Origin of the sequence: Streptomyces sp. AM6-12, from assembly GCF_044327085.1 — a bacterium.
Classification (GTDB): Bacteria; Actinomycetota; Actinomycetes; order Streptomycetales; family Streptomycetaceae; genus Streptomyces.
In genome coordinates, this window is record NZ_JBIQWN010000001.1 from 4714489 (window position 1) to 4729208 (window position 14720).

Below are 14720 nucleotides of genomic sequence, written 5' to 3' on the forward strand. Positions count from 1 at the left end.
TACAGACCCGTCATGAGCCAGGCACTCCAGGACCTCCTCGATCTGCTCGACCTCGAACAGATCGAGGAGGACATCTACCGCGGCCGGTCCCGCTCCGCCGTCGTGCCCCGCGTCTTCGGCGGGCAGGTCGCGGCGCAGGCCATGGTCGCCGCCGGGCGCACGGTCCCCGCGGACCGCCCCGCCCACTCCCTGCACGCCTACTTCCTGCGCCCCGGCGACCCCGGCGCGCCCATCGTCTACACCGTCGACCGCATCCGCGACGGCCGGTCCTTCACCACCCGCCGCGTGGTCGCCGTCCAGCACGGCAAGCCGATCTTCCACCTCTCGGCGTCCTTCCAGACGTACGAGGAGGGCCTCGACCACCAGGTGCCGATGCCGCCCGCGCCCGACCCGGCGACGCTGCCCACCTCTCAGGAGCGGCTGCACGGGTACGCCCATCTCGCGCCCGAGGTGGTGGCACGCTTCCTGGAGGCGCGCGAGGCGGTCGACCTCCGATACGTGGACGAGCCGCCGTACGGCCGCTTCGGCGAGCCGCGCGAGCCGCACAGCCAGGTGTGGTTCCGCACCAACGGCAAGCTGGACGACGACCCCGCCCCGGACTCCGTCTGGGGCGACCCCCAGCTGCACGTCGTCCTCGCCACCTATGTCTCCGACATGACCCTGCTCGACTCCGTGCTGCTCGCGCACGGCCGCGGCGGCTGGGCGGTCGGCGACGTGGTGGGGGCCTCCCTGGACCACGCGATGTGGTTCCACCGCCCCTTCCGCGCCGACGAATGGCTGCTGTACGACCAGGAGTCGCCGTCCGCGCACGGCGGCCGCGGCCTCGGCCAGGCCCGCATATACACCCGTGACGGGCGGCTCGCCATCACCGTCATCCAGGAGGGCGTCGTCCGCGTCCCGCGCCCACCCGACGGCAACCCGGTTTGCTGAGGTGCCAAGCGGCGGGTGCGGTACTAGGCTCAATGAGTGAAAGCCGCGAGTGCACGGCATGAGCGGCCGGCGAGGTTCCGGGACACCTCAGACCTCAGCCGCGGTACCTGATGACGCGCCAGCGTCCGGGTGGGCGCAGGCGTCGACCGTGCAGACGTGCCGTGTATGCATGATCTCTCGCGGTGATATCCGAAGACCGTGCCGTGCGTCCTTCCGCGCGGCGGCGGCCATCCGCCTCGTGTGTCCCTCCGGGGGCCGCGAGAGACGATGGAAGGTAATTCCCATGCGAGCAACACGCACGCGGCGCCTTGTTGCGCTGTCCGCCACCGGCCTGCTGCTGGCAGGCGGGGCCGCGATCGGCGTGGCGGGCACCGCCTCGGCGAGCCCGTCCAACGTTCACAGCTCCTACAGCAGCGACTGGGGCGGCGGCCACGGCGGAGACCACGGCCGCGGCGGACACGGCGGCTGGTGGGGCAACGACGATGACGACTGGGGCTACGGCGGCTACGGCGGCTACGGCCACGGCGGCTATGGCGGCTATGGCGGCTATGGCGGCTATGGCGGCTACGGAGGCGACCACGGTGGTGGCGGCTACGGAGGCGGCCATGGTGGCGGAGGCTACGGAGGCGGCCACGGTGGTGGCGGCTACGGAGGCGGCCATGGTGGCGGAGGCCACGGCGGTGGCGGAGGCCACGGTGGTGGCGGTCGCTGAGCCAGGTCCCGATCCGATGTGACAGGATGTGCGGCCCCGCGCGGGGCCGCACATCCCGTTGTTTTCCGGGCCGGTCGGCCCCTGACGAACCCTATTGGTCCAGATCGGCCAGACCGGCGGCGGCCAGCAGATACGCGGTCATCGGGTCGTAGTGGCGCGGGCTGACCACGTGGTCGTCCAGCGGCACGGCGACCTGGAGGGTGCCCTCGGACTCGGCGAGGAACAGCGCGGGGTCGTTGCAGTCGGCGTAGCCGACCGCGTCCAGGCCGTGCTGCGCGGCGTACCCGGCCCAGCCGTGGTCGGCGACCACCAGGTCGGGCAGCGGCCGCCCGGCCTGCTCAAGTCCCGTGAGAATGGCCCGCATCGGCGCCCCGGAGTGGGTGTGCCACAGGGTCGCCCCGTGCTCCAGGACGGCCACGTCCGCGAACTGCATGACGTATCCCTCGTCCGTCTGGAGCCCGTCCGGGATGACGACGATCTCGCAGCCGGCGGCGCGCAGCGCGGCGGCCGTGGCCCGGTGCACATCCAGCAGCCCGCCCGGATGCCCGGTCGCGAACAGCACCCGCTCGCGCCCCTCGGCCGCCTTGCGCAGCCGCGCCGCGAGCCGGTCCAGGGCGTCCACGGTCAGTTCCGGGTCGATGGTGTCCTGGCCGTACCGGTACTCCGGGTCGTCGTTGACCCCCACCCGCTCGGCCATCACCGCGAGCACGTCCTGCTCGTCCGCCCAGCGCTCGCCCAGCTCCAGACCGAGCCAGAAGTTGCGGTCACCGTTGGCCAGCAGGCGGTAGTGGGAGAGGTTGTTCTCGCGGGGCGTGGCGACGTCCCCCGCGATACGGGTCCTCACCAGGTGGTCGACGAGCTGGGCGCGGCTGGGTGTCCCGGATATCGGCATGGCACCCATTGTGGGGCAGCCAGGCGCGGGCGGCCCCGCGGTTTCGCCCGCTGGGACGGGCGTCACCCTCGCCCGAGCGGCACGCGGCGTCAGGAGTGCCGCAGCGCGAACCACAACTCCATGCGCACGTCCGGGTCGTCCAGGTCGGCGCCGAGCAGCAGGGCGGCGCGGGCGACGCGTTGACGCACGGTGTTGCGGTGCACCCCCAGGGCCACCGCGGTGCGGTCCCAACTGCCGTGCAGGGAGAGCCAGGTGCGCAGGGTGTCCACGAGGGCGGGCCCTCCGGCCAGCGGCGCGAGCAGGGCCTCGGCGTGAGCCCGCGCCTCCGCCTCGGGCACCAGCTCGGGCAGCCCGAGCCGGGCGCCGCGCCCGCTGCCGTGCCGGACCAGCGGGACGCGGGTGGCGCGGGCGCGGGCCAGCGCGCGGGCCGCCCGGGCGTCGGCGGCCGGCCAGCCGCCGGGGCCCGCGGGCGCGCTGACCCCGAGCGTCCAGCCGGGCACCGGGGCGGGTTCCCGGTGGGCGGGCACGAGGACCCGTACGACCTCTCCGGCCACGTCGACCAGGGGGGAGCCCAGGGCGGTGCCGAGGGCGGCGGCGGCCACGGCGTCCGGCGTCCCCCGCTCGGGCCGGGCGTGTACGACGATCCGCTCGCCGTCCCCCGTGTCGTTCCCTGTGCCGTCGCCGGTGCCGAGCAGCGGCGCGACCTCCTCCGGCGTGGCCCCGAGCAGCAGCCGTACCAGCGCGGAGGAGCGGGCGGCCCCGGCGCCGCTGTGGTGCTCCCCGGTCAGCAGCGACAGCAGCACCGCACCCACGGAGGCGATGGTGTGGTCCCCGCCCTCGCGGCGCCCGGCGGCGACCCCGAGCACGAAACCCCCGCCGGAACCGAGGGCGTAGGCGGACAGGTGGGTGCCGTCAGCGGTGTCAGTGGCGGAGGCGGGCCGGGGCGGGCCGGTGGGGGAGGGGCCGGCGGGACCGGTGGGCGCGGTGCGCCCGGTCGGGAGGGTGAGCGCGGGGCCGGTCCGTCCGGTCGGGCGTACCACCGCGGCCAGGCCGCGCAGCGCTTCCCCGGCGGCGGGCGTGGGTGCCCGGCCCGCCGACGCGATGGCGGTGCCGTCGGGGCCGTAGAGCACCGCGTGCCCGCCGAGCCGCTGGGCGAGCCGGCGCAGCACGGACGGCACCGGATCGGGATGGGCCGCGGCGGCGGCGAGGCTCTGCTGGGCCTCGGTGACCCGGCGCAGTTCGGCGAGCCGGGCCTGCGCCATCAGCTGCCACACCGCGCGGGCCACGCCCGAGAAGGTGGTGCCCGGCGGGACCTCCAGCAGCGGCAGCCCGTGGGTGTCGCAGGCGGCCACCAGGGCGTCCGGCACCGTGTCGTGCACCGGGGCGAGCCCGAAGCCGAGGGCGGCGCCGCCCGCGGCGACGACGCGGGCCACGTAGGAGTCGAAGAAGGTGTCCGGTGAGGGGGTGCCGGGGATCTGGACGCCCGCCGTGAGGAGCAGTTCGCCGCCGAGGAGATAGGGGAAGGGGTCCGCCATCTCGGAGGTGTGCGCCCAGTGGACGACGATGTCCGGGCCGGTGGGGCCGGCGAGCTGGCGCAGGGCGAGGTCGTCGCGGGCGAGCAGGGCGGAGAGGGGGATCGGCGGGGTCGGCGGGACCGCGGCGGCCGGGGCCGTGGGGCGCGTGTCGGCCATGGTGTGCACTTCCTCCACTCCAGGTCCCCTGTATGGATAAAACGTACACTTCGTAGTGGCTGCCCGGCCACCTAATGTCGGGCCCAGGAAATCGCGGCGAGAAGCCGGTCAGGCCGCGGCCGGGCCGAGCCGGGCCGCAGTCAGGACGCAGGAAAGAAGGCACACCCCATGAGCAGCAACGAGACGCCCCGCGGCCCCGTCGACTCCTCCCGCGTCCCCCGGTACGCCGGCCCCGCGACCTTCGCCCGGCTGCCCCGCCTGGACGAGGTCGGCAGCGCCGACGTCGCCGTGGTGGGCGTGCCCTTCGACTCCGGCGTCTCCTACCGGCCCGGCGCCCGGTTCGGCGGCAACGCGATCCGCGAGGCGTCCCGGCTGCTGCGCCCCTACAACCCCGCGCAGGACGCGTCCCCCTTCGCGCTCGCGCAGGTCGCGGACGGCGGCGACATCGCGGTGAACCCGTTCAACATCAACGAGGCCGTCGAGACGATCGAGGCCGCGGCGGACGACCTGCTGGGCACCGGCGCCCGTCTGATGACCCTGGGCGGCGACCACACCATCGCGCTGCCGCTGCTGCGCTCGGTGGCGAAGAAGCACGGCCCGGTCGCGCTGCTGCACTTCGACGCCCATCTGGACACCTGGGACACGTACTTCGGCGCCGAGTACACGCACGGCACGCCGTTCCGCCGCGCGGTGGAGGAGGGCATCCTCGACACCTCCGCCCTCTCGCACGTGGGCACCCGCGGCCCGCTGTACGGCAAGCAGGACCTCACCGACGACGAGAAGATGGGCTTCGGCATCGTCACCTCGGCGGACGTCTACCGGCGGGGCGCCGACGAGGTGGCCGACCAGCTCCGCCAGCGCATCGGTGACCGCCCGCTGTACATCTCCATCGACATCGACTGCCTCGACCCGGCACACGCCCCCGGCACGGGCACGCCGGAGGCGGGCGGCATGACCTCGCGCGAGCTGCTGGAGATCCTGCGCGGCCTGGCGTCCTGCAACCTGGTCTCGGCGGACGTGGTGGAGGTCGCCCCGGCCTACGACCACGCCGAGATCACGTCCGTGGCGGCCAGCCACACGGCGTACGAACTGACCACCATCATGTCCCGCCAGATCGCGGCGGCCCGGAAGGACGCGTAACCGACGTGACGCACGACCACGACCTGGTCCTCCGCCCGACCGCCGCCCAGCGGGAGGCCGCGCTGAACCCGCCCGCCGGACGCGTCGGCGGAGACCTGGTCGTGGAGACCCTGGTCGGGCTCGGCGCGACGACCGTCTTCGGCCTGCCCGGCCAGCACGCGCTCGGCATGTTCGACGCCCTGCGCAGGTCCTCCCTGCGGTACGTGGGCCTGCGGGTGGAGAACAACGCGGGCTTCGCGGCGGACGCGTACGGCCGGATCACCGGCGAGGCCGCGCCGCTGCTCCTGTCCACCGGCCCCGGCGCGCTGACCTCGCTGGCCGCGCTCCAGGAAGCGGCCTCCGCCTCCGCCCCGGTCCTGGCGATCAGCAGCCAGATCCCGTCGGCCGGCCTGGGCGGTGGCCGCCACGGCTATCTCCATGAACTCCCCGACCAGGCCGCCTCGTTCCGGGGCGTGGTCAAGTCCGTGCACACGGCCCGCACCCAGTCCCAGATCCCCTCGGCGATCGCCGCGGCCTGGAAGTCGGCGCTGACGGCCCCGCACGGCCCGGTGTGGGTGGAGATCCCCCAGGACGTACTGGCCGCGCCGGCGTCGCTGCCGGTGGTGACGGCGATGGACGCGACCCCGGACGACCTGGCCCCCCGCCCCGAACTGACGGCGGTGGCAGCGGAGTTGCTGTCGGGCGCGGACCGCCCGGCGATCATCGCGGGCGGCGGCGTCGTACGCTCGGACGCCTCCGGCAAGCTGCGCCGGCTGGCGGAACTGCTGGACGCCCCGGTGGTCACGACGTACGGCGGCAAGGGCGCGTTCCCCTGGGAGCACCCGCTGTCCCTCCAGTCCTGGATGGAAGACCGCCATACGACCGACTTCCTGGAAGAGGCCGATGTCCTGCTGGTCGTGGGCTCGGGTCTGGGTGAACTCTCCTCGAACTACCACACGTTCAGGCCCCGTGGCCGCGTGATCCAGATCGAGGCGGACCTCGGCAAACTGGAGTCGAACCACCCCGCGCTCGGCATCCACGCGGACGCCCGCCTGGCGCTCCAGGCGCTCCTGGAAACGGCGGCGGAGCGGCACGACCCGGAGGCACCGGAGCGCGTCCGCTCCCTCCTCTCCCGCGTCTCGGACCGCATCGCGTCCCAGGAATTGACCCTGGAACAGTCGCTGTTGACCGCCGTCCGCCGGGCGCTGCCGGCCCGCGCCCCGTCCTTCTGGGACATGACGATCCTGTCCTACTGGGCGTGGTGCGCGTTCGACCCCCGCGGCACGAACCTGATGCACTCCGCCCAGGGCTCGGGCGGCCTCGGCTACGCCTTCCCGGCGGCCCTGGGCGCGGCGGTCGCCGACCCGTCCCACCCGGTCCTCGCGGTCTCCGGCGACGGCGGCGCCCTCTACTCCCTCGCCGAACTGGCCACGGCCCGCCAGCACGACCTCCCCGTCACCTGGCTGATCATCGACGACGGCGGCTACGGAATCCTCCGCGAATACATGACGACCGCCTTCGGCAGACCGACGGCGACGGACCTGTCCCGCCCCGACTACGTCGCCCTCGCGCAATCCTTCGACGTCCCGGCGGTACGCACGACCCCGGAGACCCTGGAAGGCGACCTGGCGAAGGCACTCGGGACACCGGGCCCGTCGGTGGTGGTGCTGCCGGCGGTACTGCGAATGTTCGCGCCGACGCACTTGAGCCAGCCGGAAGGGCGGTAGTTCGGCCCAGCCGTCCTTGCCGCTGCCATACGGGCGACGGCCGTATCCGATGCCTAGGATGTCCAGGGATCCTCAGGAGAAGAGGTCTGGATGAGCAGCCGGGAGACGGGGCGGCAGCCCAAGTACCAGCGCATCGCGGCTGAGCTGCGGGCCGCCGTCGACGCCGGGCGGTACGGTCCCGGGGACCGGCTGCCCGGTGAGAACGACCTGATGGCCGAACACGGCATCGCCCGTATGACGGCCCGGCAGGCACTCGGTCTGCTCCAGGCGGAGGGCATCGCCGAAGCCCGCAGGGGCGCCGGTGTGTTCGTACGGGACTTCCGGCCGATCCGGCGTCGTGGCATCGAGCGGCTCGCGCGGGCGGGGTGGGGCGAGGGGCGGTCCGTCTGGGCGGCGGATGCCGAAGGGCGGGAACTCACCGTCGATTCCGTCGAGGTGACGCACGAGGTCGCGGCGGCTTCCGTTGCCGCGGTCATGGGGCTGGACGAGACCGCGAGCCTCTGCGTCCGCCGCCGTCGCTTCGTCCTCGACGGCAAGCCGGTGCTGCTGTCCACCTCCTACCTGCCGGCCGACCTCGTCACGGGCACCCCGATCACCCGGCCGGACACCGGCCCCGGCGGCGTCTATGCCCGCCTGGCCGACCTCGGCCACGCGCCCGTCCGCTTCCGCGAGGAACTCCGCTCCCGCATGCCCGACCAGGACGAGGCCGCCCGCCTGTCCCTGCCACCCGGCGTTCCCGTGATCCACCTCGCCCGCACGGCCTTCGACGCGGAGGGGCGGGTCGTCGAGGTCAACGAGATGATCCTCGACTCCGCCGCGTACGTCCTGGAGTACGACTTCGAGGCGTGACGTTGCGATCTCGTGTCACGGGCGCGGTTGGAAACCCAGCATCCGGCTCGCTTCTGCCGAGATGCTCAGTAGTGTCTCCTGGTCGACTGCCGGGATGCTGAACTCGTTCTTCTGGATGGCCGCAAGGAAATCTCGAGGGAGATCGATGTGGTACCGCTCGATGTATGAGGACAGATCCTCCCGCCAGACGAAAACTCCGTCTGTGAGGATTGACGAGCCGCCCGGAACGCGGAAGGCGCCGCCGATGGCATCGATGGTCAACTCGGTTACGTCGAAGATTGGGTAGCCGGCTTCGAGGTAGTCGACGACACCACGGACTGGGTACTTATCCGTCCCCGATCCAGGCTTAGGGATAGTTCCTCCCCAGGACATGGAATATCCTGGATCCAATTCCTGGAAGAAACCGAGCATCTTCATCTTGGCGGCACCGCCACTCGGCCAGCTCCTCCTCGGTGGGCGGTGTGCTCCATGAACGCGTCGAAAATCCGGGTGCTGGCTTCCGTGAGGGCGAACAAAGGGCCGTAGAGGTCGCTGAGTTGGCGGTTCACCCGAGCGAGACGCTCCTCGCGCTGCGACAGCCGCAACCCGTTGAGATAGGTGACGACGCAGCCGACGAACGCCAGCCCGATAGTGACGACCCCTGCGACCATGAGGGGAGATGCTAGCGAGCGGCGACAGGCACCGGTCGGGCGGTCACCCCGGCTGGTCGGAAAACTGCGACCGGAACAAGGCCATTTGCGCCTCGTGCCCCACCCTGTGCTCCACAAGCCCCGGCTCCGGCATGGACGAAGGGTGGCACCTCTTGGTCAGTTGGAACACGCCCCTTGAGAACATGTGTGCAACTTCCGACCACCCCTGCGAGTCAAAGGGCCGTACGCGCCCACCAGGGGTGCGCACACACGTCGTTCCCAGGGGGACCCCGATATGACCCACCGCTTCAGCCGGCGCAAGGCGTCGGTCGCGGCGCTCGGTGCCGCGCTGCTCATACCCACCGTCGCCGCCGCCACCCCGGCCGCCGCGACCACGCCCGCCGTGAGCTGCACGTCGGGCAAGGCCGGCCTCGCCGCCAAGCTGACCAAGGACATCACCGCAGCGCTCGCGAACCGCAAGAGCACCGTCGCCCTCGGCCTGTACGACCGCGGCACCAAGACCACCTGCACCCTGCGCGGCACCACCGCCTACGACTCGGCCAGCACCGTCAAGGTCACCGTGCTCGCCACCCTGCTGTGGGACGCCAAGAAGCACAACCGGTACCTGACGAGCACCGAGGCCTCGCTCGCCACCCGCATGATCACCCAGTCGGACAACGACGCCACCAGCAAGCTGTGGAAGCAGCTGGGCCTCACGAAGATCAAGGGCTTCCTGGCCGCCGCCAAGATGACCAAGACCGTTCCGGGCGCGGACGGTTACTGGGGCCTGACCCAGGAGAACGTCGCCGACGAGCAGAAGCTGCTCCAGCTCGTCACCGCCAAGAACAGCGTGCTCGGCGACAACTCGCGTGCCTATATCCAGCAGTTGATGGGGAAGGTCGTCTCCGACCAGCGGTGGGGCACCCCCGCCGGCGCCCCGTCCACCGTCTCCGTGCACGTCAAGAACGGCTGGCTCCAGCGCTCCACCCATGGCTGGCGCGTGCACAGCCTGGGCACCTTCAACGGCGCCGGGCACGACTACATGATGTCCGTGCTGACCCAGGACAACAGCACCATGGATTACGGCGTCACCACCATCCAGAACGTCGCCAAGGCCATCCACAAGGACCTCGTGCCGACCACCGCCAAGACGGCACGCTACGTCCCCACCAGCAGGCCGAGTGAGGCGTTCGTCGCCACGCCCGCGCAGTAGCCGGGATTTCTCAGTGCGTCGTCAACTCATGGTTGTGCAGCCGTAGTTGACCAGCGGATACGGTGACCGACCATGCGACTGAGACATGTCATCGCCACCGTCACCGCCGGCCTGGCGGCCGTCACCACGCTGACCGCCGCCGGGCCCGCCGCCGCCCCGCCCACCGGCTCCGCGTCCAACCCGTCGGCGAGCCACGCCTGTTCGCCACGCGTCTCCCTCGACCGCTTCTCCGACGCGCTCGACAAGACGACGTACGACGGCACCTTCGTCGGCAACTTCTCCGCCCTCGCCGTGGACCGCGACGGCTCGCTCGCCGCCCTGGCGGACCGGTCCTTCCTCTTCGGCCTGGACGCGAAGACCCTCGCGCCCCGGTCCGCCGTCCACCTCGCCGACGAGAACGGCGCCGACCTCGACTCCGAGGGCCTCGTCATCGATGGCGACGGCACCCGCCTCGTCACCTCCGAGACCGAGCCCTCCATCCGCCGCTACTCCCGCGACGGCCGGATCCTCGACCGGCTCCCCGTGCCGTCCAGCCTCCTCGTCGCCCCCGCCGGCCGCGCCACCGCCAACCAGACCTTCGAGGGCCTGACCCTGCTGCCCGGCGGCCACACCCTCCTCGCGTCCATGGAGGAGCCGATCGCGGGCGACGACCCCGGCCTCGTCCGCTTCCAGACCTGGACCCGGACGAAGGGCGGCCACTTCCGGCTCGGCGCGCAGTACGCGTACCGCATCGACCCCGGACTCGGCGTCCCCGAGGTGCAGGCCACGCCCGACGGTCGCCTCCTCGTCCTGGAGCGCGGCTTCACCGCCGGTGTCGGCAACACCGTCCGCCTCTACCTGGCCGACCCGCGCCACGCCACCGACACCAGCGGCATCGAGAACCTCACCGGGCAGCGCGGCGTCCGGCCGGTCGGGAAGACGCTGCTCGCCGACCTTGCCGCCTGCCCCTCTCTCGGCGCCACCACCAGGCAGCCGCAGCCCAACCCGCTCCTCGACAACATCGAAGGCATGACCATCACCGGCCGCGACCGCACCGGCCGCCTCACGGTCCTCCTGGTCAGCGACGACAACCAGAACCCGGCCCAGACCACACGCTTCTATTACCTGCGGGTGCGCGCCTGACGGCCGATTGTTACGGCGGGATGAAATCACCCCCCGCCCGCGTTGGTGCCTTCCGGATAAGTACGACGATCGGGAGGCACCGCGTGGGACCACAACGGGGATGGGCACGACGGCTCGCGGGCTATGCCTGGCGCTATCCGAAGGACGTCGTCCTGGCCCTCGGCTCCTCGCTCGCCGGCATGGCCGTCACCGCCGTCGTCCCCCTGATCATCAAGGTGATCATCGACGACGTGATCGGCGCCCACACCCGCTCCATGGCCCCCTGGGCGGGCGCCCTCGTCGCCGCCGCCGTCCTCGTCTACGCCGCCACCTACGTCCGCCGCTTCTACGGCGGCCGGCTCGCCCTCGACGTCCAGCACGACCTGCGGACGGAGATGTACGACACGATCACCCGCCTCGACGGCCGCCGCCAGGACGAGCTGTCCACCGGGCAGGTCGTGGGCCGCGCCACCAGCGACCTCCAGCTGATCCAGGGCCTGCTGTTCATGCTCCCGATGACCATCGGGAACGTCCTGCTGTTCCTGGTCTCCCTGGTGATCATGGCGTGGCTGTCGCTGCCGCTGACCCTCGTCGCGCTCGCCGTCGCCCCCGCGCTCGGCTGGATCGCCCGGCGCAGCCGCACCAAGCTGCACCCCGCCACCTGGTACGCCCAGGCCCAGGCCGCCGCCGTCGCCGGTGTGGTCGACGGCGCGGTGAGCGGCGTACGCGTGGTCAAGGGCTTCGGGCAGGAGGCGCAGGAGACCCGCAAGCTGCGCGAGGTCGGCCGCAAGCTGTTCGCCGGCCGGCTGCGCACCATCCGCCTGAGCAGCAAGTACACCCCCGCCCTCCAGGCCGTCCCGGCGCTCGGCCAGGTCGCCATGCTCGCCCTCGGCGGCTGGCTCGCGGTGCGCGGGCACATCACGCTCGGCACCTTCGTCGCCTTCTCCACCTACCTCGCCCAGCTGGTCGGCCCGGTCCGCATGCTCGCGATGGTCCTCACCGTCGGCCAGCAGGCCCGCGCCGGCACCGAGCGCGTCCTGGAGCTGATCGACACCGAGCCGACCATGAAGGACGGCACCCTGGAGCTGCCCGCCGACGCGCCCGCGACCGTCGAGTTCGACGGCGTGTCCTTCGGGTACGCCGAGGACGCCAAGGTCCTGGACGGGCTCAGCTTCGAGATACGCCAGGGTGAGACGCTGGCCGTCGTCGGCTCCTCCGGCTCCGGCAAGTCCACCCTCTCCCTGCTCCTGCCGCGCTTCTACGACGTCACCCACGGCGCCGTCCTCGTCGGCGGCCACGACGTCCGCGAGCTGACCCTCTCCTCGCTGCGCGCCGCCATCGGACTGGTCCCGGAGGACTCGTTCCTCTTCTCCGACACGGTCCGCGCCAACATCGCGTACGGCCGCCCCGACGCCACTCAGGACGAGATCGAGGCCGCCGCCCGCGCCGCACAGGCCGACCGCTTCATCCGGGAACTGCCCGAGGGCTACGACACCAAGGTCGGCGAGCACGGCCTCACCCTCTCCGGCGGCCAGCGCCAGCGCGTCGCGCTCGCCCGCGCCCTGCTCACCGACCCCCGCCTGCTGGTCCTGGACGACGCCACCTCCGCCGTGGACGCGCGCGTCGAACACGAGATCCACGAGGCCCTCAAGGAAGTCATGCGGGGCCGCACCACCCTGCTGATCGCCCACCGCCGCTCCACCCTGAACCTCGCCGACCGCATCGCCGTACTCGACCGCGGCCGGCTCGCCGACCTCGGCACCCACGAGGAGCTCCAGCGGCGCTCCGCCCTGTACCGCAGGCTGCTGACCGACCCGGACGAACTGGGCGGCGTCTCGCCCGGCCACACGCCGCCGGGCGACGAGCCGGCCGAGGACGACGCGGGCCTGCGCGCCGAGCTGGACGCCGAGTACGACGCCGAGCGCGGCGTCACCCCCCGCCTGTGGACCGGCGACCGCGCGCCGAAGGACACGGCGCTGGCCGGCACCCCCGCCACCCCCGAGCTCCTCGACCGGGTCGCCGCCCTGCCCCCGGCCACCGACACCCCCGGCGTCGACGAGGAGAAGGCGGTACGCCCCGAGGACTCCTACGGACTGCGCCGCCTGCTGCACGGCTTCGGGCTGCCCCTGCTGGTCAGCCTCGCGCTGGTCGCCGTCGACGCGGGCGCGAGCCTGGTCCTGCCGGTGCTGATCCGGCACGGCATCGACGCGGGCGTCACCAAGCTGGCCATCGGCGCCGTCTGGTCGGCCTCGCTGCTCGCCCTGCTGGTGGTCCTGGTGCAGTGGGCCGCGCAGATCGGCGAGACCCGGATGACCGGCCGTACCGGCGAACGCGTCCTCTACACGCTCCGGCTCAAGATCTTCGCGCACCTCCAGCGGCTCGGCCTCGACTACTACGAGCGCGAGCTGACCGGCCGGGTGATGACCCGCATGACCACCGACGTCGACGCGCTGAGCACATTCCTCCAGACCGGTCTGGTCACCGCGTTCGTCTCGGTCGTCACCTTCTTCGGCATCATGGTCGCCCTGCTGGTGCTCGACATCCAGCTCGCGCTGGTCGTGTTCACCACGCTGCCCCCGCTGATCATCGCCACCTTCTTCTTCCGCCGGGCGAGCGTGAAGGCGTACGAACTCGCCCGCGAGCGCGTCTCGGCGGTCAACGCCGACCTCCAGGAGTCCGTGTCCGGGCTGCGGATCGTGCAGGCGTTCCGCCGCGAGCGGGACGGCGGGCGGCGGTTCGCCGAGCGCAGCGACGGCTACCGCGCCGCCCGGCTGCGCGGCCAGTGGCTGATATCGGTCTACTTCCCGTTCGTACAGCTGCTGTCCTCCGTCGCCGCGGCCGCCGTGCTGATCGCGGGCGCGGGCCGGGTCGAGGCCGCCACCCTCACCACCGGCGCCCTGGTCGCCTACCTCCTCTACATCGACCTCTTCTTCGCCCCCGTCCAGCAGCTCTCCCAGGTCTTCGACGGCTACCAGCAGGCCACCGTCTCCCTCGGCCGCATCCAGGAACTGCTGCGCGAGCCCACCTCCACCAAGCCGGCGCAGCGGCCGCGGGACGTCACCTCGCTGCGCGGCGACATCGCCTTCGAGCACGTGCGCTTCGCGTACGGCGACGGCGAAGCGGCCCTCGCGGACGTCGACCTGACGATCCCCGCGGGCCAGACCGTCGCCTTCGTCGGCGAGACCGGCGCCGGAAAGTCCACGCTGGTCAAGCTGGTGGCCCGGTTCTACGACCCGACGGCCGGGCGGGTCACGGTCGACGGCACCGACCTGCGCGACCTGGACCTGACCGCGTACCGGCACCGGCTCGGGGTGGTGCCGCAGGAGGCGTACCTGTTCCCGGGCACCGTCCGGGACGCCATCGCCTACGGCCGCCCCGACGCCACCGACGCCGAGGTGGAGGCGGCCGCGCGGGCGGTCGGCGCGCACGAGATGATCGCCACCCTCGACGGCGGCTATCTGCACGAGGTCGCCGAGCGCGGCCGCAACCTCTCCGCGGGCCAGCGCCAGCTGATCGCGCTCGCCCGCGCCGAACTGGTCGACCCGGACATCCTGCTCCTGGACGAGGCCACGGCCGCGCTCGACCTCGCCACGGAAGCCCAGGTCAACAAGGCCACCGACCGTCTGGCGGGCCGCCGTACCACCCTGGTGGTGGCCCACCGGCTGACCACCGCCGCCCGTGCCGACCGGGTGGTGGTCATGGACCACGGCCGGGTCGCCGAGGACGGCACCCACGAGGAACTGCTCGCCCTCGGCGGCCGGTACGCCGAGCTGTGGCGGACCTTCGCCGGGCGCTCCGAGCCGGAGGAGCCGGTGGGCGCGGTCCGCTGAGCCGCCGGGGGCGGCCGGGTCCGCCGA

At 72.6% G+C, this 14720-nt stretch carries 12 protein-coding genes; 8 read left to right on the top strand and 4 right to left on the bottom strand.

Features of this window, described 5'->3' with window-relative positions:
- Nucleotides 1-12: 12 nt before the first annotated feature.
- Nucleotides 13-930 (top strand): acyl-CoA thioesterase, encoded by a 918-nt coding sequence (locus ACE4Q9_RS21410; protein WP_397985829.1) that lies wholly within the window; start codon nt 13-15, stop codon nt 928-930.
- Nucleotides 931-1213: 283 nt separating this feature from the next.
- On the top strand, nt 1214-1642 hold the full coding sequence (locus ACE4Q9_RS21415; protein ID WP_397985830.1) for a hypothetical protein: 429 nt from the start codon (nt 1214-1216) through the stop codon (nt 1640-1642).
- Between the two features lie 91 nt (nt 1643-1733).
- On the opposite strand, the gene ACE4Q9_RS21420 is transcribed toward ACE4Q9_RS21415, so the two are convergent.
- Both ACE4Q9_RS21420 and ACE4Q9_RS21425 read right to left on the bottom strand, forming a co-directional pair.
- The gene (locus tag ACE4Q9_RS21420) at nt 1734-2534 is read right to left on the bottom strand and encodes a phosphatase (protein WP_397985831.1); all 801 of its coding nucleotides are present in this window, start codon (nt 2532-2534) and stop codon (nt 1734-1736) included.
- A gap of 89 nt (nt 2535-2623) precedes the next feature.
- Entirely contained in the window at nt 2624-4225 is a 1602-nt protein-coding gene (locus ACE4Q9_RS21425; protein ID WP_397985832.1) for a PucR family transcriptional regulator ligand-binding domain-containing protein, read from the bottom strand.
- Between the two features lie 168 nt (nt 4226-4393).
- On the opposite strand from ACE4Q9_RS21425, the gene speB reads away from it, so the two are divergent.
- From speB to ACE4Q9_RS21440, 3 genes are all read left to right on the top strand, one after another.
- A complete protein-coding gene (speB, locus tag ACE4Q9_RS21430) occupies nt 4394-5365 on the top strand; it encodes an agmatinase (RefSeq protein ID WP_397985833.1) in 972 nt (323 codons plus the stop codon).
- A 5-nt stretch (nt 5366-5370) separates the two neighbouring features.
- Nucleotides 5371-7071: a thiamine pyrophosphate-binding protein gene (locus tag ACE4Q9_RS21435; RefSeq protein ID WP_397985834.1), complete on the top strand. Its 1701-nt coding sequence runs from the start codon at nt 5371-5373 to the stop codon at nt 7069-7071.
- Between the two features lie 90 nt (nt 7072-7161).
- Nucleotides 7162-7920 (top strand): GntR family transcriptional regulator, encoded by a 759-nt coding sequence (locus ACE4Q9_RS21440; RefSeq protein ID WP_397985835.1) that lies wholly within the window; start codon nt 7162-7164, stop codon nt 7918-7920.
- Between the two features lie 15 nt (nt 7921-7935).
- Here the strand turns inward: ACE4Q9_RS21440 and ACE4Q9_RS21445 are convergent, their stop codons facing one another.
- Both ACE4Q9_RS21445 and ACE4Q9_RS21450 read right to left on the bottom strand, forming a co-directional pair.
- Nucleotides 7936-8337, bottom strand: coding sequence for a hypothetical protein (locus ACE4Q9_RS21445; protein ID WP_397985836.1), 402 nt, complete (start codon nt 8335-8337; stop codon nt 7936-7938).
- Nucleotides 8334-8570: a hypothetical protein gene (locus tag ACE4Q9_RS21450; protein WP_397985837.1), complete on the bottom strand. Its 237-nt coding sequence runs from the start codon at nt 8568-8570 to the stop codon at nt 8334-8336. Before ACE4Q9_RS21450 ends, ACE4Q9_RS21445 begins: the two co-directional genes overlap by 4 nt.
- Nucleotides 8571-8844: 274 nt before the next feature.
- Between ACE4Q9_RS21450 and ACE4Q9_RS21455 the strand changes: the two genes are divergently transcribed.
- The 3 genes from ACE4Q9_RS21455 to ACE4Q9_RS21465 all read left to right on the top strand — a co-directional run bounded on the left by ACE4Q9_RS21455 (nt 8845) and on the right by ACE4Q9_RS21465 (nt 14693).
- On the top strand, nt 8845-9762 hold the full coding sequence (locus tag ACE4Q9_RS21455; RefSeq protein WP_397985838.1) for a serine hydrolase: 918 nt from the start codon (nt 8845-8847) through the stop codon (nt 9760-9762).
- Between the two features lie 72 nt (nt 9763-9834).
- Complete coding sequence (locus ACE4Q9_RS21460; protein ID WP_397985839.1) at nt 9835-10884, top strand: esterase-like activity of phytase family protein; 1050 nt, start codon at nt 9835-9837, stop codon at nt 10882-10884.
- An 83-nt stretch (nt 10885-10967) separates the two neighbouring features.
- Complete coding sequence (locus ACE4Q9_RS21465) at nt 10968-14693, top strand: ABC transporter ATP-binding protein (protein ID WP_397985840.1); 3726 nt, start codon at nt 10968-10970, stop codon at nt 14691-14693.
- Nucleotides 14694-14720: the final 27 nt, after the last annotated feature.

Excerpts from the sequence above, each read along its gene's own strand:
- ACE4Q9_RS21410 (WP_397985829.1), top strand. The coding sequence starts at position 13 with ATGAGCCAGGCACTCCAGGACCTCCTCGATCTGCTCGACCTCGAACAG.
- ACE4Q9_RS21415 (WP_397985830.1), top strand. The coding sequence starts at position 1,214 with ATGCGAGCAACACGCACGCGGCGCCTTGTTGCGCTGTCCGCCACCGGC.
- ACE4Q9_RS21420 (WP_397985831.1), bottom strand. The coding sequence starts at position 2,534 with ATGCCGATATCCGGGACACCCAGCCGCGCCCAGCTCGTCGACCACCTG.
- ACE4Q9_RS21425 (WP_397985832.1), bottom strand. The coding sequence starts at position 4,225 with ATGGCCGACACGCGCCCCACGGCCCCGGCCGCCGCGGTCCCGCCGACC.
- speB (WP_397985833.1), top strand. The coding sequence starts at position 4,394 with ATGAGCAGCAACGAGACGCCCCGCGGCCCCGTCGACTCCTCCCGCGTC.
- ACE4Q9_RS21440 (WP_397985835.1), top strand. The coding sequence starts at position 7,162 with ATGAGCAGCCGGGAGACGGGGCGGCAGCCCAAGTACCAGCGCATCGCG.
- ACE4Q9_RS21445 (WP_397985836.1), bottom strand. The coding sequence starts at position 8,337 with ATGAAGATGCTCGGTTTCTTCCAGGAATTGGATCCAGGATATTCCATG.
- ACE4Q9_RS21450 (WP_397985837.1), bottom strand. The coding sequence starts at position 8,570 with ATGGTCGCAGGGGTCGTCACTATCGGGCTGGCGTTCGTCGGCTGCGTC.
- ACE4Q9_RS21455 (WP_397985838.1), top strand. The coding sequence starts at position 8,845 with ATGACCCACCGCTTCAGCCGGCGCAAGGCGTCGGTCGCGGCGCTCGGT.
- ACE4Q9_RS21460 (WP_397985839.1), top strand. The coding sequence starts at position 9,835 with ATGCGACTGAGACATGTCATCGCCACCGTCACCGCCGGCCTGGCGGCC.